This is a genomic window from Pantoea sp. BS_8 (genome assembly GCF_041954965.1).
Classification (GTDB): Bacteria; Pseudomonadota; Gammaproteobacteria; order Enterobacterales; family Enterobacteriaceae; genus Pantoea; species Pantoea stewartii.
This window is the reverse complement of sequence record NZ_JAVAXU010000004.1, coordinates 69,443-87,394: the sequence shown is the minus strand read 5'-3', so window position 1 is coordinate 87,394 and position 17,952 is coordinate 69,443. Positions and strand designations below refer to the sequence as shown.

The 17,952-nt window shown below is 51.8% G+C and carries 13 protein-coding genes and 1 pseudogene; 8 read left to right on the top strand and 6 right to left on the bottom strand.

Annotation, left to right across the window (positions count from 1 at the left end):
- Positions 1–92: 92 nt before the first annotated feature.
- Positions 93–1,517, top strand: a complete 1,425-nt coding sequence (lpdA, locus tag RAC65_RS10805; RefSeq protein WP_028724707.1) for a dihydrolipoyl dehydrogenase — start codon at positions 93–95, stop codon at positions 1,515–1,517.
- A gap of 616 nt (positions 1,518–2,133) precedes the next feature.
- On the opposite strand, the gene RAC65_RS10800 is transcribed toward lpdA, so the two are convergent.
- Positions 2,134–3,054 (bottom strand): LysR family transcriptional regulator, encoded by a 921-nt coding sequence (locus RAC65_RS10800; RefSeq protein WP_006117705.1) that lies wholly within the window; start codon positions 3,052–3,054, stop codon positions 2,134–2,136.
- A 97-nt stretch (positions 3,055–3,151) separates the two neighbouring features.
- On the opposite strand from RAC65_RS10800, the pseudogene RAC65_RS10795 reads away from it, so the two are divergent.
- The 6 genes and pseudogenes from RAC65_RS10795 to RAC65_RS10770 all read left to right on the top strand — a co-directional run bounded on the left by RAC65_RS10795 (position 3,152) and on the right by RAC65_RS10770 (position 11,332).
- A pseudogene (locus RAC65_RS10795) lies at positions 3,152–4,150 on the top strand (aldo/keto reductase).
- Between the two features lie 245 nt (positions 4,151–4,395).
- Positions 4,396–6,993 carry a bifunctional aconitate hydratase 2/2-methylisocitrate dehydratase gene (acnB, locus tag RAC65_RS10790; protein WP_072021701.1) on the top strand — a complete coding sequence of 866 codons (2,598 nt, stop codon included), beginning with the start codon at positions 4,396–4,398 and terminating at the stop codon, positions 6,991–6,993.
- Between the two features lie 159 nt (positions 6,994–7,152).
- Complete coding sequence (gene yacL, locus RAC65_RS10785) at positions 7,153–7,515, top strand: protein YacL (RefSeq protein ID WP_006117708.1); 363 nt, start codon at positions 7,153–7,155, stop codon at positions 7,513–7,515.
- Positions 7,516–7,665: 150 nt separating this feature from the next.
- A complete protein-coding gene (locus tag RAC65_RS10780; RefSeq protein WP_375096687.1) occupies positions 7,666–7,890 on the top strand; it encodes a 2-keto-3-deoxygluconate permease in 225 nt (74 codons plus the stop codon).
- A gap of 39 nt (positions 7,891–7,929) precedes the next feature.
- Entirely contained in the window at positions 7,930–9,198 is a 1,269-nt protein-coding gene (locus RAC65_RS10775) for a four-carbon acid sugar kinase family protein (protein WP_375096686.1), read from the top strand.
- Between the two features lie 586 nt (positions 9,199–9,784).
- A complete protein-coding gene (locus RAC65_RS10770) occupies positions 9,785–11,332 on the top strand; it encodes a methyl-accepting chemotaxis protein (protein WP_375096685.1) in 1,548 nt (515 codons plus the stop codon).
- Positions 11,333–11,379: 47 nt separating this feature from the next.
- On the opposite strand, the gene RAC65_RS10765 is transcribed toward RAC65_RS10770, so the two are convergent.
- The 5 genes from RAC65_RS10765 to RAC65_RS10745 form a co-directional block, all read right to left on the bottom strand.
- On the bottom strand, positions 11,380–12,552 hold the full coding sequence (locus RAC65_RS10765; RefSeq protein WP_205955979.1) for a nucleotide disphospho-sugar-binding domain-containing protein: 1,173 nt from the start codon (positions 12,550–12,552) through the stop codon (positions 11,380–11,382).
- 1 nt (position 12,553) lies between these two features.
- Positions 12,554–13,390 carry an alpha/beta fold hydrolase gene (locus tag RAC65_RS10760; protein WP_033740283.1) on the bottom strand — a complete coding sequence of 279 codons (837 nt, stop codon included), beginning with the start codon at positions 13,388–13,390 and terminating at the stop codon, positions 12,554–12,556.
- A 644-nt stretch (positions 13,391–14,034) separates the two neighbouring features.
- A complete protein-coding gene (speD, locus tag RAC65_RS10755) occupies positions 14,035–14,844 on the bottom strand; it encodes an adenosylmethionine decarboxylase (RefSeq protein WP_033740284.1) in 810 nt (269 codons plus the stop codon).
- Between the two features lie 28 nt (positions 14,845–14,872).
- A complete protein-coding gene (speE, locus tag RAC65_RS10750; RefSeq protein WP_006117716.1) occupies positions 14,873–15,736 on the bottom strand; it encodes a polyamine aminopropyltransferase in 864 nt (287 codons plus the stop codon).
- Positions 15,737–15,843: 107 nt separating this feature from the next.
- Positions 15,844–16,191, bottom strand: a complete 348-nt coding sequence (locus RAC65_RS10745) for a YacC family pilotin-like protein (protein ID WP_006117717.1) — start codon at positions 16,189–16,191, stop codon at positions 15,844–15,846.
- A 159-nt stretch (positions 16,192–16,350) separates the two neighbouring features.
- On the opposite strand from RAC65_RS10745, the gene cueO reads away from it, so the two are divergent.
- The gene (gene cueO / locus RAC65_RS10740) at positions 16,351–17,952 is read left to right on the top strand and encodes a multicopper oxidase CueO (RefSeq protein WP_375096684.1); all 1,602 of its coding nucleotides are present in this window, start codon (positions 16,351–16,353) and stop codon (positions 17,950–17,952) included.

Sequence of the window (17,952 nt, the reverse complement as noted above, 5' to 3'; positions counted from 1 at the left end):
TGTTTGCAGCAGCAGACGCAATATGGCCAGTTAACTAGCCTAATGGGATAGGCTCAGCGTCTGACCCGCCGGAAATCCAATAAGAGGTCATGATGAGTACAGAGATTAAAACTCAGGTCGTGGTACTTGGGGCAGGTCCTGCAGGTTACTCTGCAGCTTTTCGTTGCGCTGACTTAGGTCTGGAAACCGTACTGGTTGAGCGCTACAGCACCCTCGGTGGTGTCTGTCTTAACGTAGGCTGTATCCCGTCTAAAGCGCTGCTGCACGTTGCTAAAGTGATTGAAGAAGCGAAAGCGCTCGAAGAACACGGCATTGTGTTTGGTCAGCCGCAAACGGATATCAACAAAATCCGTAGCTGGAAAGAGAAGGTGATTAACCAACTGACCGGCGGCCTGTCTGGCATGGCGAAAGGGCGTAAAGTGAAAGTGGTTAATGGCCTGGGCAAATTTACCGGTGCCAATACGCTGGTGGTCGAAGGTGAAGGTGGCGCAACCACTATTAACTTCGATAACGCCATTATCGCTGCAGGTTCACGTCCTATCGAACTGCCGTTCATTCCTCATGAAGATCCTCGTGTATGGGATTCCACTGACGCGCTGGAACTGAAAGAAGTGCCTAAGCGTCTGCTGGTTATGGGTGGCGGAATCATCGGTCTGGAAATGGCTACCGTTTACCATGCGCTGGGTTCAGAGATCGACGTGGTCGAGATGTTTGACCAGGTTATCCCGGCGGCCGATAAAGACGTGGTTAAAGTCTTTACCAAACGTATCAGCAAGAAATTTAACCTGATGCTGGAAACCAAGGTGACCGCCGTAGAAGCCAAAGACGACGGTATCTATGTTTCGATGGAAGGCAAAAAAGCGCCGGGTGAGGCTCAGCGTTATGATGCGGTTCTGGTTGCGATTGGTCGTGTACCGAACGGTAAAGGCCTGGATGCTGACAAAGCCGGTGTCGAAGTTGACGATCGCGGCTTCATCCGCGTTGACAAGCAGATGCGCACCAATGTGCCACACATTTATGCGATCGGCGACATTGTAGGTCAGCCAATGCTGGCACACAAAGGCGTGCATGAAGGCCATGTTGCGGCAGAAGTCATTTCAGGTCTGAAACACTACTTCGATCCGAAAGTGATTCCTTCCATTGCCTATACTGAGCCAGAAGTTGCCTGGGTCGGTCTGACTGAGAAAGAAGCGAAAGAGAAAGGCATCAGCTATGAAACCGCCACGTTCCCGTGGGCGGCATCAGGCCGTGCGATTGCTTCTGACTGTGCAGATGGCATCACCAAACTGATTTTCGACAAAGAGACCCATCGTGTTATCGGTGGTGCCATTGTCGGAACGAACGGCGGTGAACTGCTGGGTGAAATCGGTCTGGCCATTGAAATGGGCTGTGACGCAGAAGATATTGCGCTGACCATTCATGCGCACCCAACCCTGCATGAATCCGTAGGACTGGCGGCCGAAATCTTTGAAGGCAGCATCACCGATCTGCCTAACGCGAAAGCGAAGAAGAAATAAGTCTCAGGACAGTCATAGCGGCCCCTTATGGGGCCGTTTTTTTATGCTGATTATTATCGAATAAGAAAATCAATAAAGGAAAGGGCGCCTGCGCTAACACATTTACACTGGCATGTAGGGCGGAGTAAACTCCGCCACTAACGAAGTTTTACTGCCTGGTTTCGTAATTCAAGACAGCCGAAAGTTCAGCACTCATTATTCTGAGGCGAAGCTCACATAATGAACCTCGGTTTGATAAACTCAATCCTAAGAGAATTAACCCGCTAATAACAAGTAAACCGTATTTCGACTTCATGGTGGCACCTCTCTTGATTTTCATCGAGCGAGGGGCTACCCTGACAGTGTTGAGGTGTTAGGGTAGTGACCTCCGCTCGCATTAGTTGACTGATTAATGTGAGCGGTTCCTTCCTCTTTCCACCTCAGGTTCTTATCCAAAGCAGAAAGCTTCAGGCGCCCAACCGCAGTCTACGCATTTATTATTTTACTGTCCCCTGGTTTTTTATTTTTTCATAATGCTAATTAATAAAAATTTCTGTCTTTTATATTTTAAATGTTATTTATGCTGATTCTTTCATGACTATTTTAAAATAATTATTTCTCGGTTCTTATGTTGCTGTTAATTTTGATGGTTGATCACTTCGTTATTATTGACACGTAACCAGTCAATAAAATGACGTAATGGTGCAGAGACATAACGCCTGCCAGGATAGTAGAGCCAGAAGCCATCGGCATTCTCCGTATAGTGACTTAACAGCTCAACGAGTGAGCCACTTCGCAGACTGGCACTGACCACGGCCTCCTGCAGAAAAGCAATCCCTGCTCCCGCAAGGGCGGCCTGCAATATTCGTTCGTTGTTGTCCAGCACCAGAGAGCCACTGACGGCGACTTCCCGCTTTTTCCCTGCGTGCATGAATTCCCAGCGATAGCGTTGCCCGCTCGGGAAACGCCGCTCAATGCAGGGAAACTGCAGCAGATCGTCCGGTGTTTGCGGGGCACCATGACGTTCGATAAACGCCGGGCTTGCGACAACCAGTGTACGCATTGCCGGGCCAAAGGGCAGGGCGATCATATCCTGCGCCAGCACATCACCGTAGCGAATGCCTGCATCAAAACCGGCTTCAAGGATATCCACCAGCGCATCGTTACTGTCAATTTCCAGCGTAATGTCCGGATAGCGCTGGAGGAATGGCAGGATCAGGCTGTCAAAAAACAGCGCTTCTGCAGAGCGGGGCATATTGAGTTTCAGCGTACCGTGAGGCCGGGCTCGCCAGTCGTTAAGTTCATCCACGGCCTGCGATAAATCAAGTAAGGCAGGCTGAATGCGCTGCAGGAAATGTTGTCCAGCCTGGGTCAGTGAGACACTGCGCGTCGTGCGGTTGAGTAATCTCACTCCTAGCCGTTGTTCGAAATGACGCATGGCGTGGCTCAGCGCAGACGGCGTCACGTTGCGTGCCTGTGCGGCTTTGCGGAAGCTCCGGTGGTGCGCAATGGCGCTGAACATTTCCAGTTCCTGCAGGGTGGCCCGCGAAAGTGTCATTGATGAATTTTCCTCACTGAATGGGCAAGAATAGCGCAATTGTTGTTGGTATTGATGAGGATTATAACAATAACACCGCAACAAAGAGGAAAACATCATGCAACAACGTCAATTGGGTAATCAGGGATTACGCGTTTCAGCACTGGGACTCGGCTGTATGGGCATGACCTTCGCCTATGGCAATCATGATGAGCAGCAGGCATTAAATACGCTGTCGCGCGCGTTTGAACTGGGCATCAACTTTCTGGATACCGCCGAAATCTACGGTCCCTTTACCAACGAGGTGCTCATCGCTAAAGCCCTTAAAGGCCGCCGCGACAATATCACGGTTGCCACAAAATTTGGTTTTGCGATTACTGGCGAAGGTCAGGGCTGGGAAAAGATGACGGGCGTTAACAGCCAGCCTCAGCATATTCGCCGTGCAGTCGAAGGATCGTTAACCCGTTTGGGGACCGATCATATCGATCTGCTTTACCAGCACCGTTTTGATCCGAGCGTACCGATTGAAGACGTGATTGGCACGATGGCGGATCTGATTAAAGAGGGAAAAGCCCGCTATATTGGGTTGTCTGAAGTCTCATCTGCTACGCTGCGGCGCGCCTGTGCCGTCCATCCCGTTTCTGCCTTACAAAGCGAATACTCACTCTGGACCCGCGATCCCGAGTAGGACATTCTGGCGACCTGTCGTGAACTGAATGTCGGTTTTGTGCCTTACAGTCCGTTGGGCCGGGGCTTCCTGACGGGCAAACTGACGTCCGTGGACGCGCTGGATCCGCATGACTTCCGCCGCAGTTTGCCCCGTTTTCAGGAGCAGGCACAGGAACATAACCAAAAGTTAGTCGCGCAGCTCACTGAGATGGCACACAGTTATGGTATTACTGCGGCACAACTGGCGCTGGCATGGGTCATGGCGAAGGGGGAAGATATTGTGCCGATTCCGGGAGCGAGCAAGGTCCATCATCTGGAAGAAAACTGTGCCGCAGCGAATGTCGTCCTGACAGGGGCGGACAGTGACACGCTGGACAGGCTCTTTGCGCCGCAAAACGTGCGGGGTGAACGCTATGCGGATGCAGAATATGGCATGATCGATCGTTAAGCTTACAGCGAAATGACTGGGTTAACCGGCAGGGCATTAAGCCCTGCGTTTTTTTCGTTTATCTCTGTTCAGGTAGCGCATTCTGCTGCAGAAAACCGCAATGTTGCTTTTTTGTAAACAGATTAACAAGCTGTTGAAATCCTGCTATGCTGCCCCACGCGGAACCGGGCACCTTACCCTACTCATGGAATGCGTTGTCATCAGGGTGCACCGGAAACCCATACAATGAGAGCGAGGAGAACGTCGTGCTAGAAGAATACCGTAAGCACGTTGCCGAGCGTGCTGCCCAAGGGATCGTACCTAAGCCATTAGATGCTTCCCAGATGGCCGCGCTGGTTGAACTGCTAAAAAATCCACCTGCGGGTGAAGAAGAATTTTTGACCGATTTGTTGGTCAACCGCGTACCACCCGGCGTCGATGAAGCGGCGTATGTTAAAGCAGGTTTCCTGGCTGCTGTCGCCAAAGGCGAAACAACCTCTCCTCTGGTATCTCCTGAAAAAGCCGTTGAACTGCTCGGTACCATGCAGGGCGGTTACAACATCCATCCTCTGATTGAAGCATTAGATGATGCGAAACTCGCGCCGATTGCGGCAAAAGCGCTTTCCCACACGTTGCTGATGTTTGACAGCTTTTACGACGTTGAAGAAAAAGCCAAAGCAGGCAACGCGCATGCGAAACAGGTGATGCAGTCATGGGCGGATGCCGAATGGTATCTGTCACGTCCAGAGCTGGCTGAAAAAATTACCGTAACGGTTTTCAAAGTCACTGGCGAAACCAATACAGACGATCTGTCTCCGGCACCGGATGCCTGGTCACGTCCTGATATCCCTCTGCATGCGCTGGCAATGCTGAAAAATGCCCGCGAAGGCATTGAGCCAGATGAGCCAGGCAACATCGGACCGATCAAACAAATTGAAGCGCTGCAGGCCAAAGGTTTTCCGCTGGCCTACGTCGGTGACGTTGTAGGCACCGGTTCATCACGTAAATCGGCGACCAACTCGGTGCTGTGGTTTATGGGCGATGACATTCCGAACGTGCCAAACAAAAAAGGCGGTGGCGTTGTGCTGGGTGGCAAAATTGCCCCTATCTTCTTCAACACCATGGAAGATGCAGGCGCGCTGCCGATTGAAGTGGATGTGAATAACCTGAATATGGGCGATGTCATTGATATCTATCCCTTCAAAGGTGAAGTCCGCAACCACGAAACCGGCGACCTGCTGGCCAGTTTTGAACTGAAAACCGACGTTCTGATCGATGAAGTCCGTGCTGGTGGTCGTATTCCCCTGATCATTGGCCGTGGCCTGACGACCAAAGCGCGCGAATCGCTGGGGCTGCCTGCCAGCACTGTGTTCCGTATCGCGAAAGACGTGGCTGAAAGCACACGTGGCTACTCGCTGGCACAGAAAATGGTGGGCCGTGCCTGTGGTGTTGACGGCATCCGTCCTGGTGCGTACTGCGAACCTAAGATGACCTCTGTGGGCTCACAGGATACTACCGGTCCAATGACCCGAGACGAACTGAAAGACCTGGCCTGCCTGGGCTTTTCGGCTGACCTGGTCATGCAGTCGTTCTGTCACACGGCGGCTTATCCTAAGCCGGTGGATGTGAACACGCACCACACGTTACCTGACTTCATCATGAACCGCGGCGGGGTTTCTCTGCGTCCGGGTGACGGGGTTATTCACTCCTGGCTGAACCGTATGCTGCTGCCGGATACCGTCGGAACAGGTGGCGATTCTCATACGCGTTTCCCTATCGGGATTTCGTTCCCTGCAGGCTCGGGCCTGGTCGCCTTTGCTGCGGCAACGGGCGTTATGCCGCTCGATATGCCGGAATCGGTGCTGGTACGTTTCAAAGGTAAAATGCAGCCTGGCATTACGCTGCGCGATCTGGTTCACGCCATTCCGCTGTATGCCATTAAGCAGGGCCTGCTGACCGTCGAGAAGAAAGGCAAGAAGAACATCTTCTCTGGCCGCATCCTTGAAATTGAAGGTCTGCCCGATCTGAAAGTTGAGCAGGCGTTCGAACTGACCGATGCGTCTGCAGAACGTTCTGCTGCAGGCTGTACCATTAAGCTGGATCAGGCGCCGATCAAAGAGTACCTGACCTCTAACATTGTCCTCTTGAAATGGATGATCTCGGAAGGCTACGGCGATCGTCGTACGCTGGAGCGCCGTATCGAAGGCATGGAGAAATGGCTGGCGGATCCACAGTTGCTTGAAGCCGACGCCGATGCGGAATATGCCGCGGTGATTGACATCGATCTGGCTGAGATCAAAGAGCCGATTCTGTGTGCGCCAAACGATCCGGACGATGCGCGTCTGCTGTCTGATGTGCAGGGTGAGAAGATTGATGAAGTCTTTATCGGCTCGTGCATGACCAATATCGGTCACTTCCGTGCGGCAGGTAAGTTGCTGGACAGCCATAAAGGCCAGTTACCAACCCGTCTGTGGGTCGCGCCACCGACCAAAATGGACGCGGCTCAGCTGACAGAAGAAGGTTACTACAGCGTATTTGGTAAGAGCGGTGCGCGTATTGAAATCCCGGGCTGTTCACTGTGCATGGGTAACCAGGCACGTGTGGCTGACGGCGCAACGGTGGTCTCGACGTCAACCCGTAACTTCCCGAACCGTCTGGGTACAGGGGCTAATGTCTATCTGGCCTCTGCGGAGCTGGCTGCCGTCTCATCGCTGTTAGGTAAACTGCCTACGCCAGATGAGTATCAGCAGTTCATGGCACAGGTTGATAAAACAGCCACTGACACCTATCGCTATCTCAACTTTGACCAGTTGAGTCAGTACACGGAAAAAGCAGACGGCGTGATTTTCCAGACTGCCGTCTGACAGGTGACGATCGTTCTGTTTGAGAGGAGCGCCCCGGCGCTCCTCTTTTTTTATGCCTGAAAAGGGGCGTCCAGGGAATCTGGATAGGCGCGCTAAGCAGGTGCACGGCAATAAAAATAGCGGTATAACAGCGCGAGTAACTGACAAAGAGATAAGATCATGGAGTATGAATTTTTACGCGACATCACGGGCAAGGTAAAAGTGCGCATGTCGATGGGCCATGAAGCATTAGGCCACTGGTTTAATGAAGAAGTCGGGCATGACGCCAGCGTGCTGGATGAGGTTGAAGCCGAAGCCCAAAAACTTACAGGCAGTGAGCGCCAGTGGCAGCGCATCGGGCGCGAATATACGCTCTGGATGGATGATGAAGAGGTCATTGTCCGCGCGAATACATTGAATTTCGAAGGCGATGAGATGGAAGAGGGCATGAATTACTACGATGAAGAAAGCCTGTGCTTCTGCGGTAAGGAAGATTTCCTGGCCGTGATTGCCGCCTGGCGGCGATTTATGTCGGGCAAATGATTGAAAGCTTGCACACCGATCGCCATTTACCTCCTTTATTGATTGATAATGCTCAATTATCAGCGTTTTAATCTGAGATTCCCGCCGCATATTTTATCCTTGTGATTTAATATCATCATAGTGATTATAATTAATCACTAAGGTGGTGGTATGAAGATTAAGGAAACAATCGAAAAAGTGCCTGGCGGAATGATGATTATCCCGTTGGTGCTGGGGGCCGCCGCCAGGACTGCTGCCGTCACGCCGGCTGCGCTGGCGCAGGCCGATCCGGCTCTGTCTTGTGTGGTCGCCGCGGCAACGCCGCTGATTGCGACATCGGTGATTGTCACCGCCCTTTTAACGCCGATGCTGACCTTCCTGGGTGGCAAAAGGTAATCAGCGACGGGCTGTCGCTTCATCTACGGAAAAATCACGATGAAAATGATCGTTATTGCCGACGACTTTACCGGTGCGAATGATACGGGCGTGCAACTGGCTAAAAAAGGGGCACGCACGGAAGTGATGCTGACGTCACAGCAAAAGCCCTCACGTCGCGCTGATGTGCTGGTAATTAACACAGACAGCCGGGCACTCAGCGCTGAACAGGCGGCGGTTGCGGTGAAACAGGCGCTGTCTCCCTGGCTGCGCCCTGGGCAAAACAGCGTGCTGATCTATAAAAAAATCGACTCTACCTTTCGTGGCAATCCCGGCGCAGAGATTGCTGCCGCTATGGCCGCCAGCGGAACCACGCTGGCGATTGTCGCCGCAGCCATTCCGTCTGCGGGGCGCATGACGCGCAATGGTGAATGCTGGGTTCACCAGCGCCCGCTGCTGGAAACCGAGTTTGCCAGCGATCCGCGCACACCGATTATCTCCTCGCGTATCCGCACGCTGATCGGCTTACAGACCGATCTGCCTGTCAGGGAGATGACGCTGGACGACGTCAGGCGTGGCGACCTCGCAGATCGGCTTGAAAACCTGCGCCAACAGCTCGCCAGCATCGTCATTATTGATGCAGAAAGCGATAACGATCTGGCCCTCATTGCCCGGGCTGCTCTCTCCATGGCTACGCGCCCTTTGCTGGTTGGGGCGGCGGGACTGGCCAACGCGCTTCCGACCGACAGCTATATGGACAGCGATCAAACGCTTCCGGTTCTGGTGGTGGCGGGCTCGATGAGTGAAATGACCCGGCGTCAGGTAGCCCAGGCGCAACGTCTGGGGCGGGTTGACGTGGTCAGAATCGCGGTTGAAACCCTGCTTGCTCCTGAGAAAGAGCAAAAAGAGATCGTAGAGCAGGCGTGCCAGATCCTTGCACAGAACAGGCACTGTGTTCTGCAGACCAGCAGCCACGGGGACGACCGTAACCAGATTGCAGCGCTGACCGGAAAATATGCATTGAGTCGCGAGGCGTTGGGCGAAACGCTGAGTCGGCGAATGGGGGATATCACCTTAGCGATCCTGGATCGTGCCCGTACGGGTGGGCTGTTCCTGACGGGCGGCGACATCGCGATCGCGGTGGCGAATGCTCTCGGCGCAGAAGGTTACCGTATCCACGGCGAAGTGGCGCCCTGTATCCCGTGTGGCACCTTCGTAAACAGTGACATCGATGATTTGCCCGTTATCACTAAAGCAGGGGGATTCGGGACGGATGATACGCTCTGTGATGCGCTGCATTATATTGAGGAGCTGTATCTGAATGCGTAAACCTGAGCCTGCAGATGTGCAGGTCAGAATTGCGTTTCGACAGGATAAGTCAGGGGAAATTTGGAGGAATGATGAGAATAGCTGTGCCCTGTTTAATAAAGGGCGCGATATTCTCCATTATTAAAATATAATAAATCCTTACGTTCCCTGTTCGATGTGTAATGCTGTACTCCCCAAAGGTGCTGTTACATTTCGTTACCTGAATGCAACTACTCGCTTAAGTCAAATTTATTGTTCGGTAAAACGAAACAGGCTTCACTGTCCTTTTTGAATGCTTAATCTGTCTGATTTTTCAGTTTTTTATGGCCACGCGCACCGTGAGAACAGGGCGATAACAGGGATTATCCTCCTCCCTGTTTTCTCGTTATTTCCGCTAACGCTAATTTAAATTGTAACGCAGTGGAAATTTCCGCGAGAGCGCTAATAATCAACTTAACATTGATGCGTTCACTTCTACGTCACTCACCGAGCGGTTGAGTGGTCAGGCTTTTCATTAAATTTATATGCCTGATTTATTAATGTGCCTTGCCATTATTCTCGTGAATTAATGGAATTTAATTATTCTCTTTCCACTCGCGGAGATATTATGCTCAGCAATACATCTATCAGAACCCGCCTTTATATGGCGTTTGGTGCCATGACGCTTGTCATGATTGTGGTATGCAGTCTGTTTTATATGGGGTTTAATCGCGTCACGCAGGCCAGCAAACTTAACGTTCATACCTATCAGGTGGTTGAAGGCCTGAATAAGGTGACCGAGAGTCTGCTGAATATGGAAACCGGCCTTCGGGGTTATGCTCTTAGCGGTCAGACACAAATGCTGGCACCCTTTAATCAGGGTAAACAGGCCTTTAGCGACTACACCGCGAGTACACATCAGCTGACGCAGGACAATCCGGTACAGCAGCAACGCTTAGTCGATCTGGAAAGCAGACAGAAGAACTGGCTGGAAAGCTATGCCCGTAACGTAATGGCGGCGCGTGAGCGTCTGAATCAGGGGAACCTCGACCAGCAACACTTTTTAGGCATCTTTGCGACTGATGAAGGTAAAGTGCAAATGGATGCGATGCGTAACGTGATTGAATCCATGATTGTCACGGAGAAATCGTTACTCAAATCGCGTGAAGATGAACTGACAAGCGAGCGGACCAAAACGCGCGTGATCCTGGTGGCCGGACTGCTACTGTCAGCGGGAATTTCCCTGATTCTGGGCCTGCTGATTTCCCGCAGTATTTCTCGTCCTCTGGCTGTCGCGGTGCACACGGCCGATACCATTGCCCGGGGCGATCTGACCTCTGTGATTACCGTAAACCGTCAGGATGAAACCGGAAAGCTGCTGACGGCCCTGGCGAACATGCAAAATCATTTGCGGAACCTGGTGACCCAGATCAAAGATTCTGCGGCATCGGTTGAACTGGCGGCCAGTGAAATTGCGCAGGGCAATACCGAGCTGTCCTCCCGTACGGAAGAGCAGGCTGCGGCATTGCAACAGACGGCGGCAAGCATGGAACAAATTACTGCGACGGTTCGCAATAACACCTCTGTCGCTGAATCTACAGCGTCTTCGGCCCGGGAGACGGAATCACTGACGCGCGCCAGCGAAAAAGCCGTCAATGACATGAGCCACACGATGCACAGCATTTCGGTGAGCGCGGCGAAAGTGAAAGAGATTACCGCGGTTATTCAAAGTATCGCTTTTCAGACCAACATTCTGGCGCTGAATGCGGCGGTAGAAGCGGCAAGAGCGGGTGAGCACGGTCGTGGCTTTGCCGTTGTCGCAACGGAAGTCCGTACGCTGGCACAGCGCAGCGCATCATCGTCGCGTGAAATCGGTAACCTGATTGAAGAAGCGGTCGCGGGCGTGGCGAAAGGTGTACAGGCGGCCGATCATACCGCCCAGAGTATTCTTAAAGCGGCAAGTGAAGTCGCGTCACTGGCACAGTATATGGATGGTCTGGCGCTGGCATCAGTGGAACAAATGCAGGGCGTTTCGCAGGTCAGCATTGCCGTCACGCAGATGGACAGCGTCACACAAAGCAATGCCGCGCTGGTGGAGCAGTCGGCTTCGGCATCGCAATCCTTAACTGAACAGGCGCGCAGTCTGCGCATGTTAACCGCAGCGTTCCAGGTCTGATGCCTTCAGGCCAGGCATGCACCCCGATGCCTGGCCTGAAGACGCGTTTAACGGGTCAGAAAGCGTTCCAGCTCAAGACCTCTGTGGGTTTGATTAGCCAGTTGCACAGCATAAAAGTCGCAGTTATGTTTCTTCTGACGTGCAAGAGCCGCCATTTTTCTGATTTCCCTGATCCCTTTTCCCTTGAGGCCGCAGGCCAGTCGTTCAAGGGCGCGGGCATTTTCAAACTGATCAAATGCGCGAGGATAAATCAGCTGAGGCACCCCGTTCTTGAGCAACTGCGCGGTGGTGCCAATACCGCCATGATGAATGGCAAATAAGCAGGTTTCAGTCAGGGCAATATTGAGATGCGGCAGCGTCATCACATCATCGTTTACCGCTAACGCGGCTGCGGTTGGCGTAACAAGCACGCACTTCAGTCCTTCTGTTTTTAAGTCCTGTAAAACGCGTGTCACGGATGATTGTTCAGCCAGGGCCCAACTGGTAAAAAAGACCACCGTACGGGAGTCAATAAAATCGGTAATACGATCGTCATCCAGCGAGGCCCGGCTCTTGTTCAGTAAAAAACCGGCATAAAATCCCTCGCGCGCTTTCTTTTGATAAAACCAGGGTTCGTATAACACAATCGACTGCGGTTCGTTATTGACCCAGTCAGCGTAAATATTGCGAGAGGCGGGCAGATTATGGTCGCGTCGCAGCGTGTCGATGGTACGCTGGAGTGCAGGCGAAACCAGGGCCCGTTGAAATAAAGCCAGTTTCCAGTTCAGACTGACACGCAGGCTTTTTTCCAGCGCATGGATAACACGTCCGGGCTGCAATTTTAAATTTGAATTGGTCAGGCTGATAGCATATTTCTTTAACCGGTATTTCTCGCTGACGGCTTTCGCCGCAAAACACCATAAAGAGTGAATGATGATGGCGTTATCTTCGGCAAGAGCGCTCATGGCATCGAACATCGCCTCCTGCTGTTCCGCCATATAATGTGAAATCCGTTTCAGGGCGTGCTTTTTGTCCCATAACGACCGATCCTGGACGGCTTTCACATAAGTCTCTTTGTCGCCGACCGCCACAAAGGACAGGCCGCGATCTACTGCCTCAGATCTGAAATAGTCGTTAGCGAGCAGGTAAACATCATGATTCTTTTCTTTTAACAGCGAGCCAATCTCAATACAGGGAAAGACATCGCCTGCTGAGCCCAGTGCGCCAATAATCACTTTCATCTCAGACACCAATCTGACTAAAAATAGTATTGAAGGCGGCTGCGGTCCTTTCCCGGCTGCGCTTGCCTTCCAGATCCAGAAAATGTCCCGCATCCCTGATTTGATAAAAGCGCGTTTTATCCGACTCGCCGCATATCTCTTCGATGTTTTTTTGCGGCGTATGAATATCCAGGTCGCCGTTGATAAAGTGAAACTGGCAGGCCGAGTTATCAATAATGTTTTTGTAGTCGTGGTTGCGCAGCGTGGCAATCTGCTCAAGATGGAAACGCCCCTGACGGTATTCAATCTCATCCAGCGACGTCAGATGCCTGAAGTTGCAGAACTTCATTTTATTCGGCAGATATGCACCCACTTCGTCATTCATCAAATGCGCAAGCTCGACAAAGTTCTTCTCTTTTGAAAACAGATTGGCTTGCTTCACGTAAGTCCGCATACGGTCATTAAATTCAAAGGAATAGGACGCGATGATGGCATGTTCCAGGCCCTCTTCACCGTGATTCAAGAGCTTGAGAGTCGATGCGCCGCCCCAGGAGGCTGAGGCAATAATATTGGGCTTATAAATTGAAATCAGCTCGCGAATAATCGTGACTTCATCATCAAGCGTGACGATATGGCAGCCCTGTTCGTTGAAGGGTTTTGATTTGCCTGAGAACGGAAGATCAAACGTAATGACATCTGATTTATCCGCCAGGAAGCGTTTCCAGTTGCGGAAAGAAGACGAGGTTGCCAGTGCACCGTTAATCAGGATGGTCCTATTACGGGTCGGGACACTGCATTTTGTTAACTCCACATAAATGTTAAGTTCATTTATGTTTACTACAGAATAACCGTGACTCATATCACTCTCCCCACCAGAAAACATCATCAAATATTAAATTTTCCTAATGTATATCACAGCAAATGGTAATCATTAAGTTATTTTTATGTTTTATCGCTGTTTTTAATCCGCAATCTTTCATCTTATTGATTTAAAGGTATTTATAAATCAAATGCTCCTGGTTTTTCTCCATCACCTTAGTTTTCATGGAAAATTAAGTAACTTGGCAGGCCATTAAAGTGTGATTTTCCTCATAAAATCCAGGCGAGGAAAGGGAGGCTGGTCTTTTTTATAGTGTCATAAAACTTTATTATCCTTACTGTATTCATGGTAAATTTAATTAATGTTTTCTCGTGGGGGAGAACGGCATGGCAGGGATTACTGTGGTGAGTTTGTGTTAGTGCCACACTGTGGCCTGTTACTGGCAGGCGTTGCGGGACGATCTCAGAAATAGCGTCTGCACAACAGAACGCAGGGGGCGGCTGATTTATTTCACGGAAGAACGTCGTAACGGGTCTGCCAGTCTCACCATCGCAAGATGACATGCCGCGAAAGAAAGGCAGCCGGGGCTACCCTGGTTCGCAGGGCGCAATAAGTGGCCCTAAACGGGCTGTGACAGATAACAGGCAGACGAAAGAGAGAATGCCCCGCAAAGGGGGCATAACTTAGTAGGTTTTTAATCCCACAGACGGAATATTGCGACCGTAATAAATCTCACGCATCTCTTTCCACAGCAGGTCAGTAATGCGTTTGTGCTCCTGCGGTGTCAGATCTTCCGGGCGGGTATTAAAGAGATAATGTTTTAAATCGAATTCTTTCAGCAACATCTTGGTATGGAAGATGTTTTCCTGGTAAACATTCACATCAACCATATCGTACATCCGCTTCATATCGTCGGACATGAAGTTTTGGATGGAGTTAATTTCATGGTCGATAAAGTGTTTAACGCCGTTCACATCACGTGTAAAACCCCTTACGCGGTAATCCACAGTGACAATGTCAGATTCCAGCTGGTGAATCAGGTAATTGAGCGCCTTAAGCGGTGAGATCACGCCGCAGGTTGAGACCTCAATGTCTGCACGGAAGGTACAGAGGCCGCCTTCAGGATGGCTTTCCGGATACGTGTGCACACAAATATGGCTTTTATCAAGATGCGCGACCACGGAATTAGGCAATGGGCCGGGATGCTCAGACGTATCAATATCTTTAGGATCAACAGGTTCTTCACTGACCAAAATCGTGACGCTGGCACCCTGTGGCTCATAATCCTGGCGCGCAATGTTCAGCACATTCGCACCAATAATCGAACAGGTTTCGGTCAAAATTTCCGTCAGGCGATTGGCATTGTATTGCTCATCGATATAAGCAATATAACCATCGCGCTCGGCTTCGGTATTCGCATAGCAAATATCGTAGATACAAAAACTCAGGCTTTTGGTCAGATTATTGAAGCCATGCAGTTTTAGCTTTTGCAATTTTATTCACCCCCTTATAAATGATCGATCAGCGCGTCTCTGACAGAGCATTCAACAGATATTGTGGCAGAGCAAAGCTGCCCGTGTGGATCGCCGGTGTGTAGTAACGGCAGTTCAGGCCCGAGGCCGCAAAGCGCGCCTGCAGAAGGGCGGGATCAAGCTGGCGCAGGGCCGGATTATCGCTTGCCCAGGCAAAGGTCATGATGCCGCCGTAGTAGGTTGGGATGGCCGCCTGGTAAAAACTGACATCGGCAAAGTAATGGCTGAGTTTACGATGGCTGTTAACCGCTTCATCCTGCTGCAGGAAGCAAACGCCGTTCTGGGCAACAAAGATCCCATTTTCATTCAGCGCATTTTTACAGCCCGCATAAAAGTCGGACGTAAACAGGCTTTCGCCAGGCCCAATGGGATCGGTACAGTCAGAGATGATAACGTCAAACTTTTCGGTGGTGCGGTTGACGAAATTCACACCATCATCGATGACCAGATTAAAACGCGGATCGTCGTACGCACCGGCGCTGTGGTTCGGCAGATACTGACGACAGAAGGTCACCACGCCGGCGTCGATCTCGACCATGGTGATTTTCTCAATGCCGGTATGGCGGGACACTTCGCGCAACATCGCGCCATCGCCCCCTCCAATAATCAGTACGCTTTTGGCGGCACCATGCGCCAGCAACGGCACATGCGTCATCATTTCGTGATAGATAAATTCATCACGTTCGGTCGTTTGCACCACGCCATCCAGCGCCATAACGCGGCCCATCGCCGCATTTTCAAAGATGATTAAATCCTGGTGGGCCGTTTTATCACGATAAAGCTCTTTATCGACGGTAAAATACTGGCCAAAGCCGGTATGAAGTGTTTCATACCACATCTCGTTTTGGGCCATGATGGGGCTCTCCTTCGTGACATTGCCATAAAAATCGGCGAAACATCATAGCTAACTATGATAGTCGTTGCACGGTCAAATGTCTGACGGGAGAGCGGGCTGGGGAGCTACTTTACATAGGCAAGCAGGCTGAGAGAATCTCTGGCCAGCGACTTACATTTTTTGTCGTTGGCAATCGCGATACCGCTTAAATCACGGTAACTGTCTTCACCCAGGGCTTTCATGTTGTAGTTGTTGTAATTGCTTAAATCCCAGCGGTTTTGCTGGGCAAAAAACACCAACGCCTTGCGGATCTGCGCATCGGGCAAATCCTGATAGCCACAGTCGTTCTTGAGATAAACGAATACCGCAGTCAGATCGGCAAGATCTTCTGCTTCGGATTCGCTCAGGGCAAAGCTGGTGGAGGAGAAGCCGAAGAGTCCTGCCAGTAGCAGGATCCTGATGCTCTTCTTCATAGATATTCTCATGTAATAGTCGTCTGAAAGACGTTAGCACAGTTGTGTAAAGATTTTCGATCAATTTACGATTTTTGGGGCATTCTGCCTGCTGATGCTTGACCTTGCCATAAGGGCAGGGTTTAGGCTTGAGGTCATTTCGTTACAAGGATGCGGATTATGCAACGTCGTCACTTTCTGAAACTGAGCGCGGCACTGGGTGCTGCAGGGGCGCTGCCGCTCTGGAGCCGATCCCTGATGGCGGCCAGTCGGCCACTGCTGCCGGTTCCTTCCCTGCTGGACGCGGATGCGAAAGGAGAGTACAGCCTGACGGCGATGCCGGGCATCAGCCAGTGGCAGGGCAAAGACGTACCCACCTGGGGCTACAATGGCAGCCTGTTGGGGCCCGCAATTCGGCTCCAGCGTGGCAAGGCGGCCACCATCAATATTCATAACCGGCTTCGTGAAGCGACGACCCTGCACTGGCACGGTCTGGAAATCCCCGGCGAGGTGGACGGTGGACCGCAGGGAATCATTGCGCCGGGCGCCACGCGTCAGGTGACGTTTACGCCGGACCAGCCTGCCGCCACCTGCTGGTATCATCCTCATCTGCATGGCAAAACGGGTCATCAGGTTGCCCAGGGGCTGGCCGGCATGATTGTGTTAGAGGATCAGCCGTCAGGGACGCTTCGTCTGCCTAATCAATGGGGCACCGACGATGTTCCACTGATTTTTCAGGACAAACAGCTCACCTCATCCGGTGACCGCATCGATTATGAGCTTGATATTATGCGGGCCGCAGTGGGCTGGTTCGGCGACATGATGCTGACCAACGGTGCACAGTATCCTCAGCATGCCGTACCGCGTGGATGGTTACGTCTGCGTTTGCTTAATGGCTGCAATGCCCGTTCGCTGCATCTGGCTGCCAGCGATAAACGCCCACTGTATGTGATTGCCAGTGACGGCGGTCTGCTGCCTGAGCCGGTAAAGGTCGATTCCCTTCCGCTCCTGCCGGGCGAGCGCTTTGAAGTCATGGTCGATACGTCCGATGGCAAGGCTTTTGATATCGTGACGCTACCTGTTTCGCAAATGGGCATGACGCTGGCTCCCTTCGATCGGCCCCTGCCGCTGGTCAATATCATTCCGCTGCGGATCATGGCCAGCGCGACTTTACCGGATCAGCTAGCCACATTACCGGCCATACCGAAAACGGACGGTCTGTCATCGCGCTGGTTACAACTCAGTATGGATCCCCAACTGGATCAGCAAGGTATGCAGGCGCTGATGGCACGCTATGGCGCGAAAGCGATGGGGAAGGGTGCGCACCATGATATGGCTATGGGCGGTAATGATCATGCGATGCAGCACGACAGCGCGTCCCAGGGAATGGATCATCAGAAGATGGACCATGACGGGATGGCCGAGACTGCCTACGATTTTCACAATGGCAATAAAATCAATGGCCAGCCATTTGATATGACGCGGCCAGCCTTTGATGTGAAGCAGGGCACCGTTGAAAAATGGACCATTTCCGGTGAAGGCGACAGCATGCTGCATCCTTTCCATATTCACGGCACCCAGTTCCGTATTCTTTCTGAAAATGGCAAGCCACCTGCGCCACACCGTCAGGGCTGGAAAGACATGGTCAATGTCGACGGCTGGCGTAGCGAAGTGCTGGTGCGCTTCAACCACCTTGCCGCCGCCGATCATGCGTATATGGCGCATTGCCATTTACTGGAGCATGAAGACACCGGCATGATGCTGGGCTTCACCGTGACCTGA

Bases quoted from the DNA above. Each gene is read 5' to 3' on its own strand.
- lpdA (WP_028724707.1), top strand. From the start codon at position 93: ATGAGTACAGAGATTAAAACTCAGGTCGTGGTACTTGGGGCAGGTCCT.
- RAC65_RS10800 (WP_006117705.1), bottom strand. From the start codon at position 3,054: ATGACACTTTCGCGGGCCACCCTGCAGGAACTGGAAATGTTCAGCGCC.
- yacL (WP_006117708.1), top strand. From the start codon at position 7,153: ATGGAGTATGAATTTTTACGCGACATCACGGGCAAGGTAAAAGTGCGC.
- RAC65_RS10780 (WP_375096687.1), top strand. From the start codon at position 7,666: ATGAAGATTAAGGAAACAATCGAAAAAGTGCCTGGCGGAATGATGATT.
- RAC65_RS10775 (WP_375096686.1), top strand. From the start codon at position 7,930: ATGAAAATGATCGTTATTGCCGACGACTTTACCGGTGCGAATGATACG.
- RAC65_RS10770 (WP_375096685.1), top strand. From the start codon at position 9,785: ATGCTCAGCAATACATCTATCAGAACCCGCCTTTATATGGCGTTTGGT.
- RAC65_RS10765 (WP_205955979.1), bottom strand. From the start codon at position 12,552: ATGAAAGTGATTATTGGCGCACTGGGCTCAGCAGGCGATGTCTTTCCC.
- RAC65_RS10760 (WP_033740283.1), bottom strand. From the start codon at position 13,390: ATGAGTCACGGTTATTCTGTAGTAAACATAAATGAACTTAACATTTAT.
- speE (WP_006117716.1), bottom strand. From the start codon at position 15,736: ATGGCCCAAAACGAGATGTGGTATGAAACACTTCATACCGGCTTTGGC.
- RAC65_RS10745 (WP_006117717.1), bottom strand. From the start codon at position 16,191: ATGAAGAAGAGCATCAGGATCCTGCTACTGGCAGGACTCTTCGGCTTC.
- cueO (WP_375096684.1), top strand. From the start codon at position 16,351: ATGCAACGTCGTCACTTTCTGAAACTGAGCGCGGCACTGGGTGCTGCA.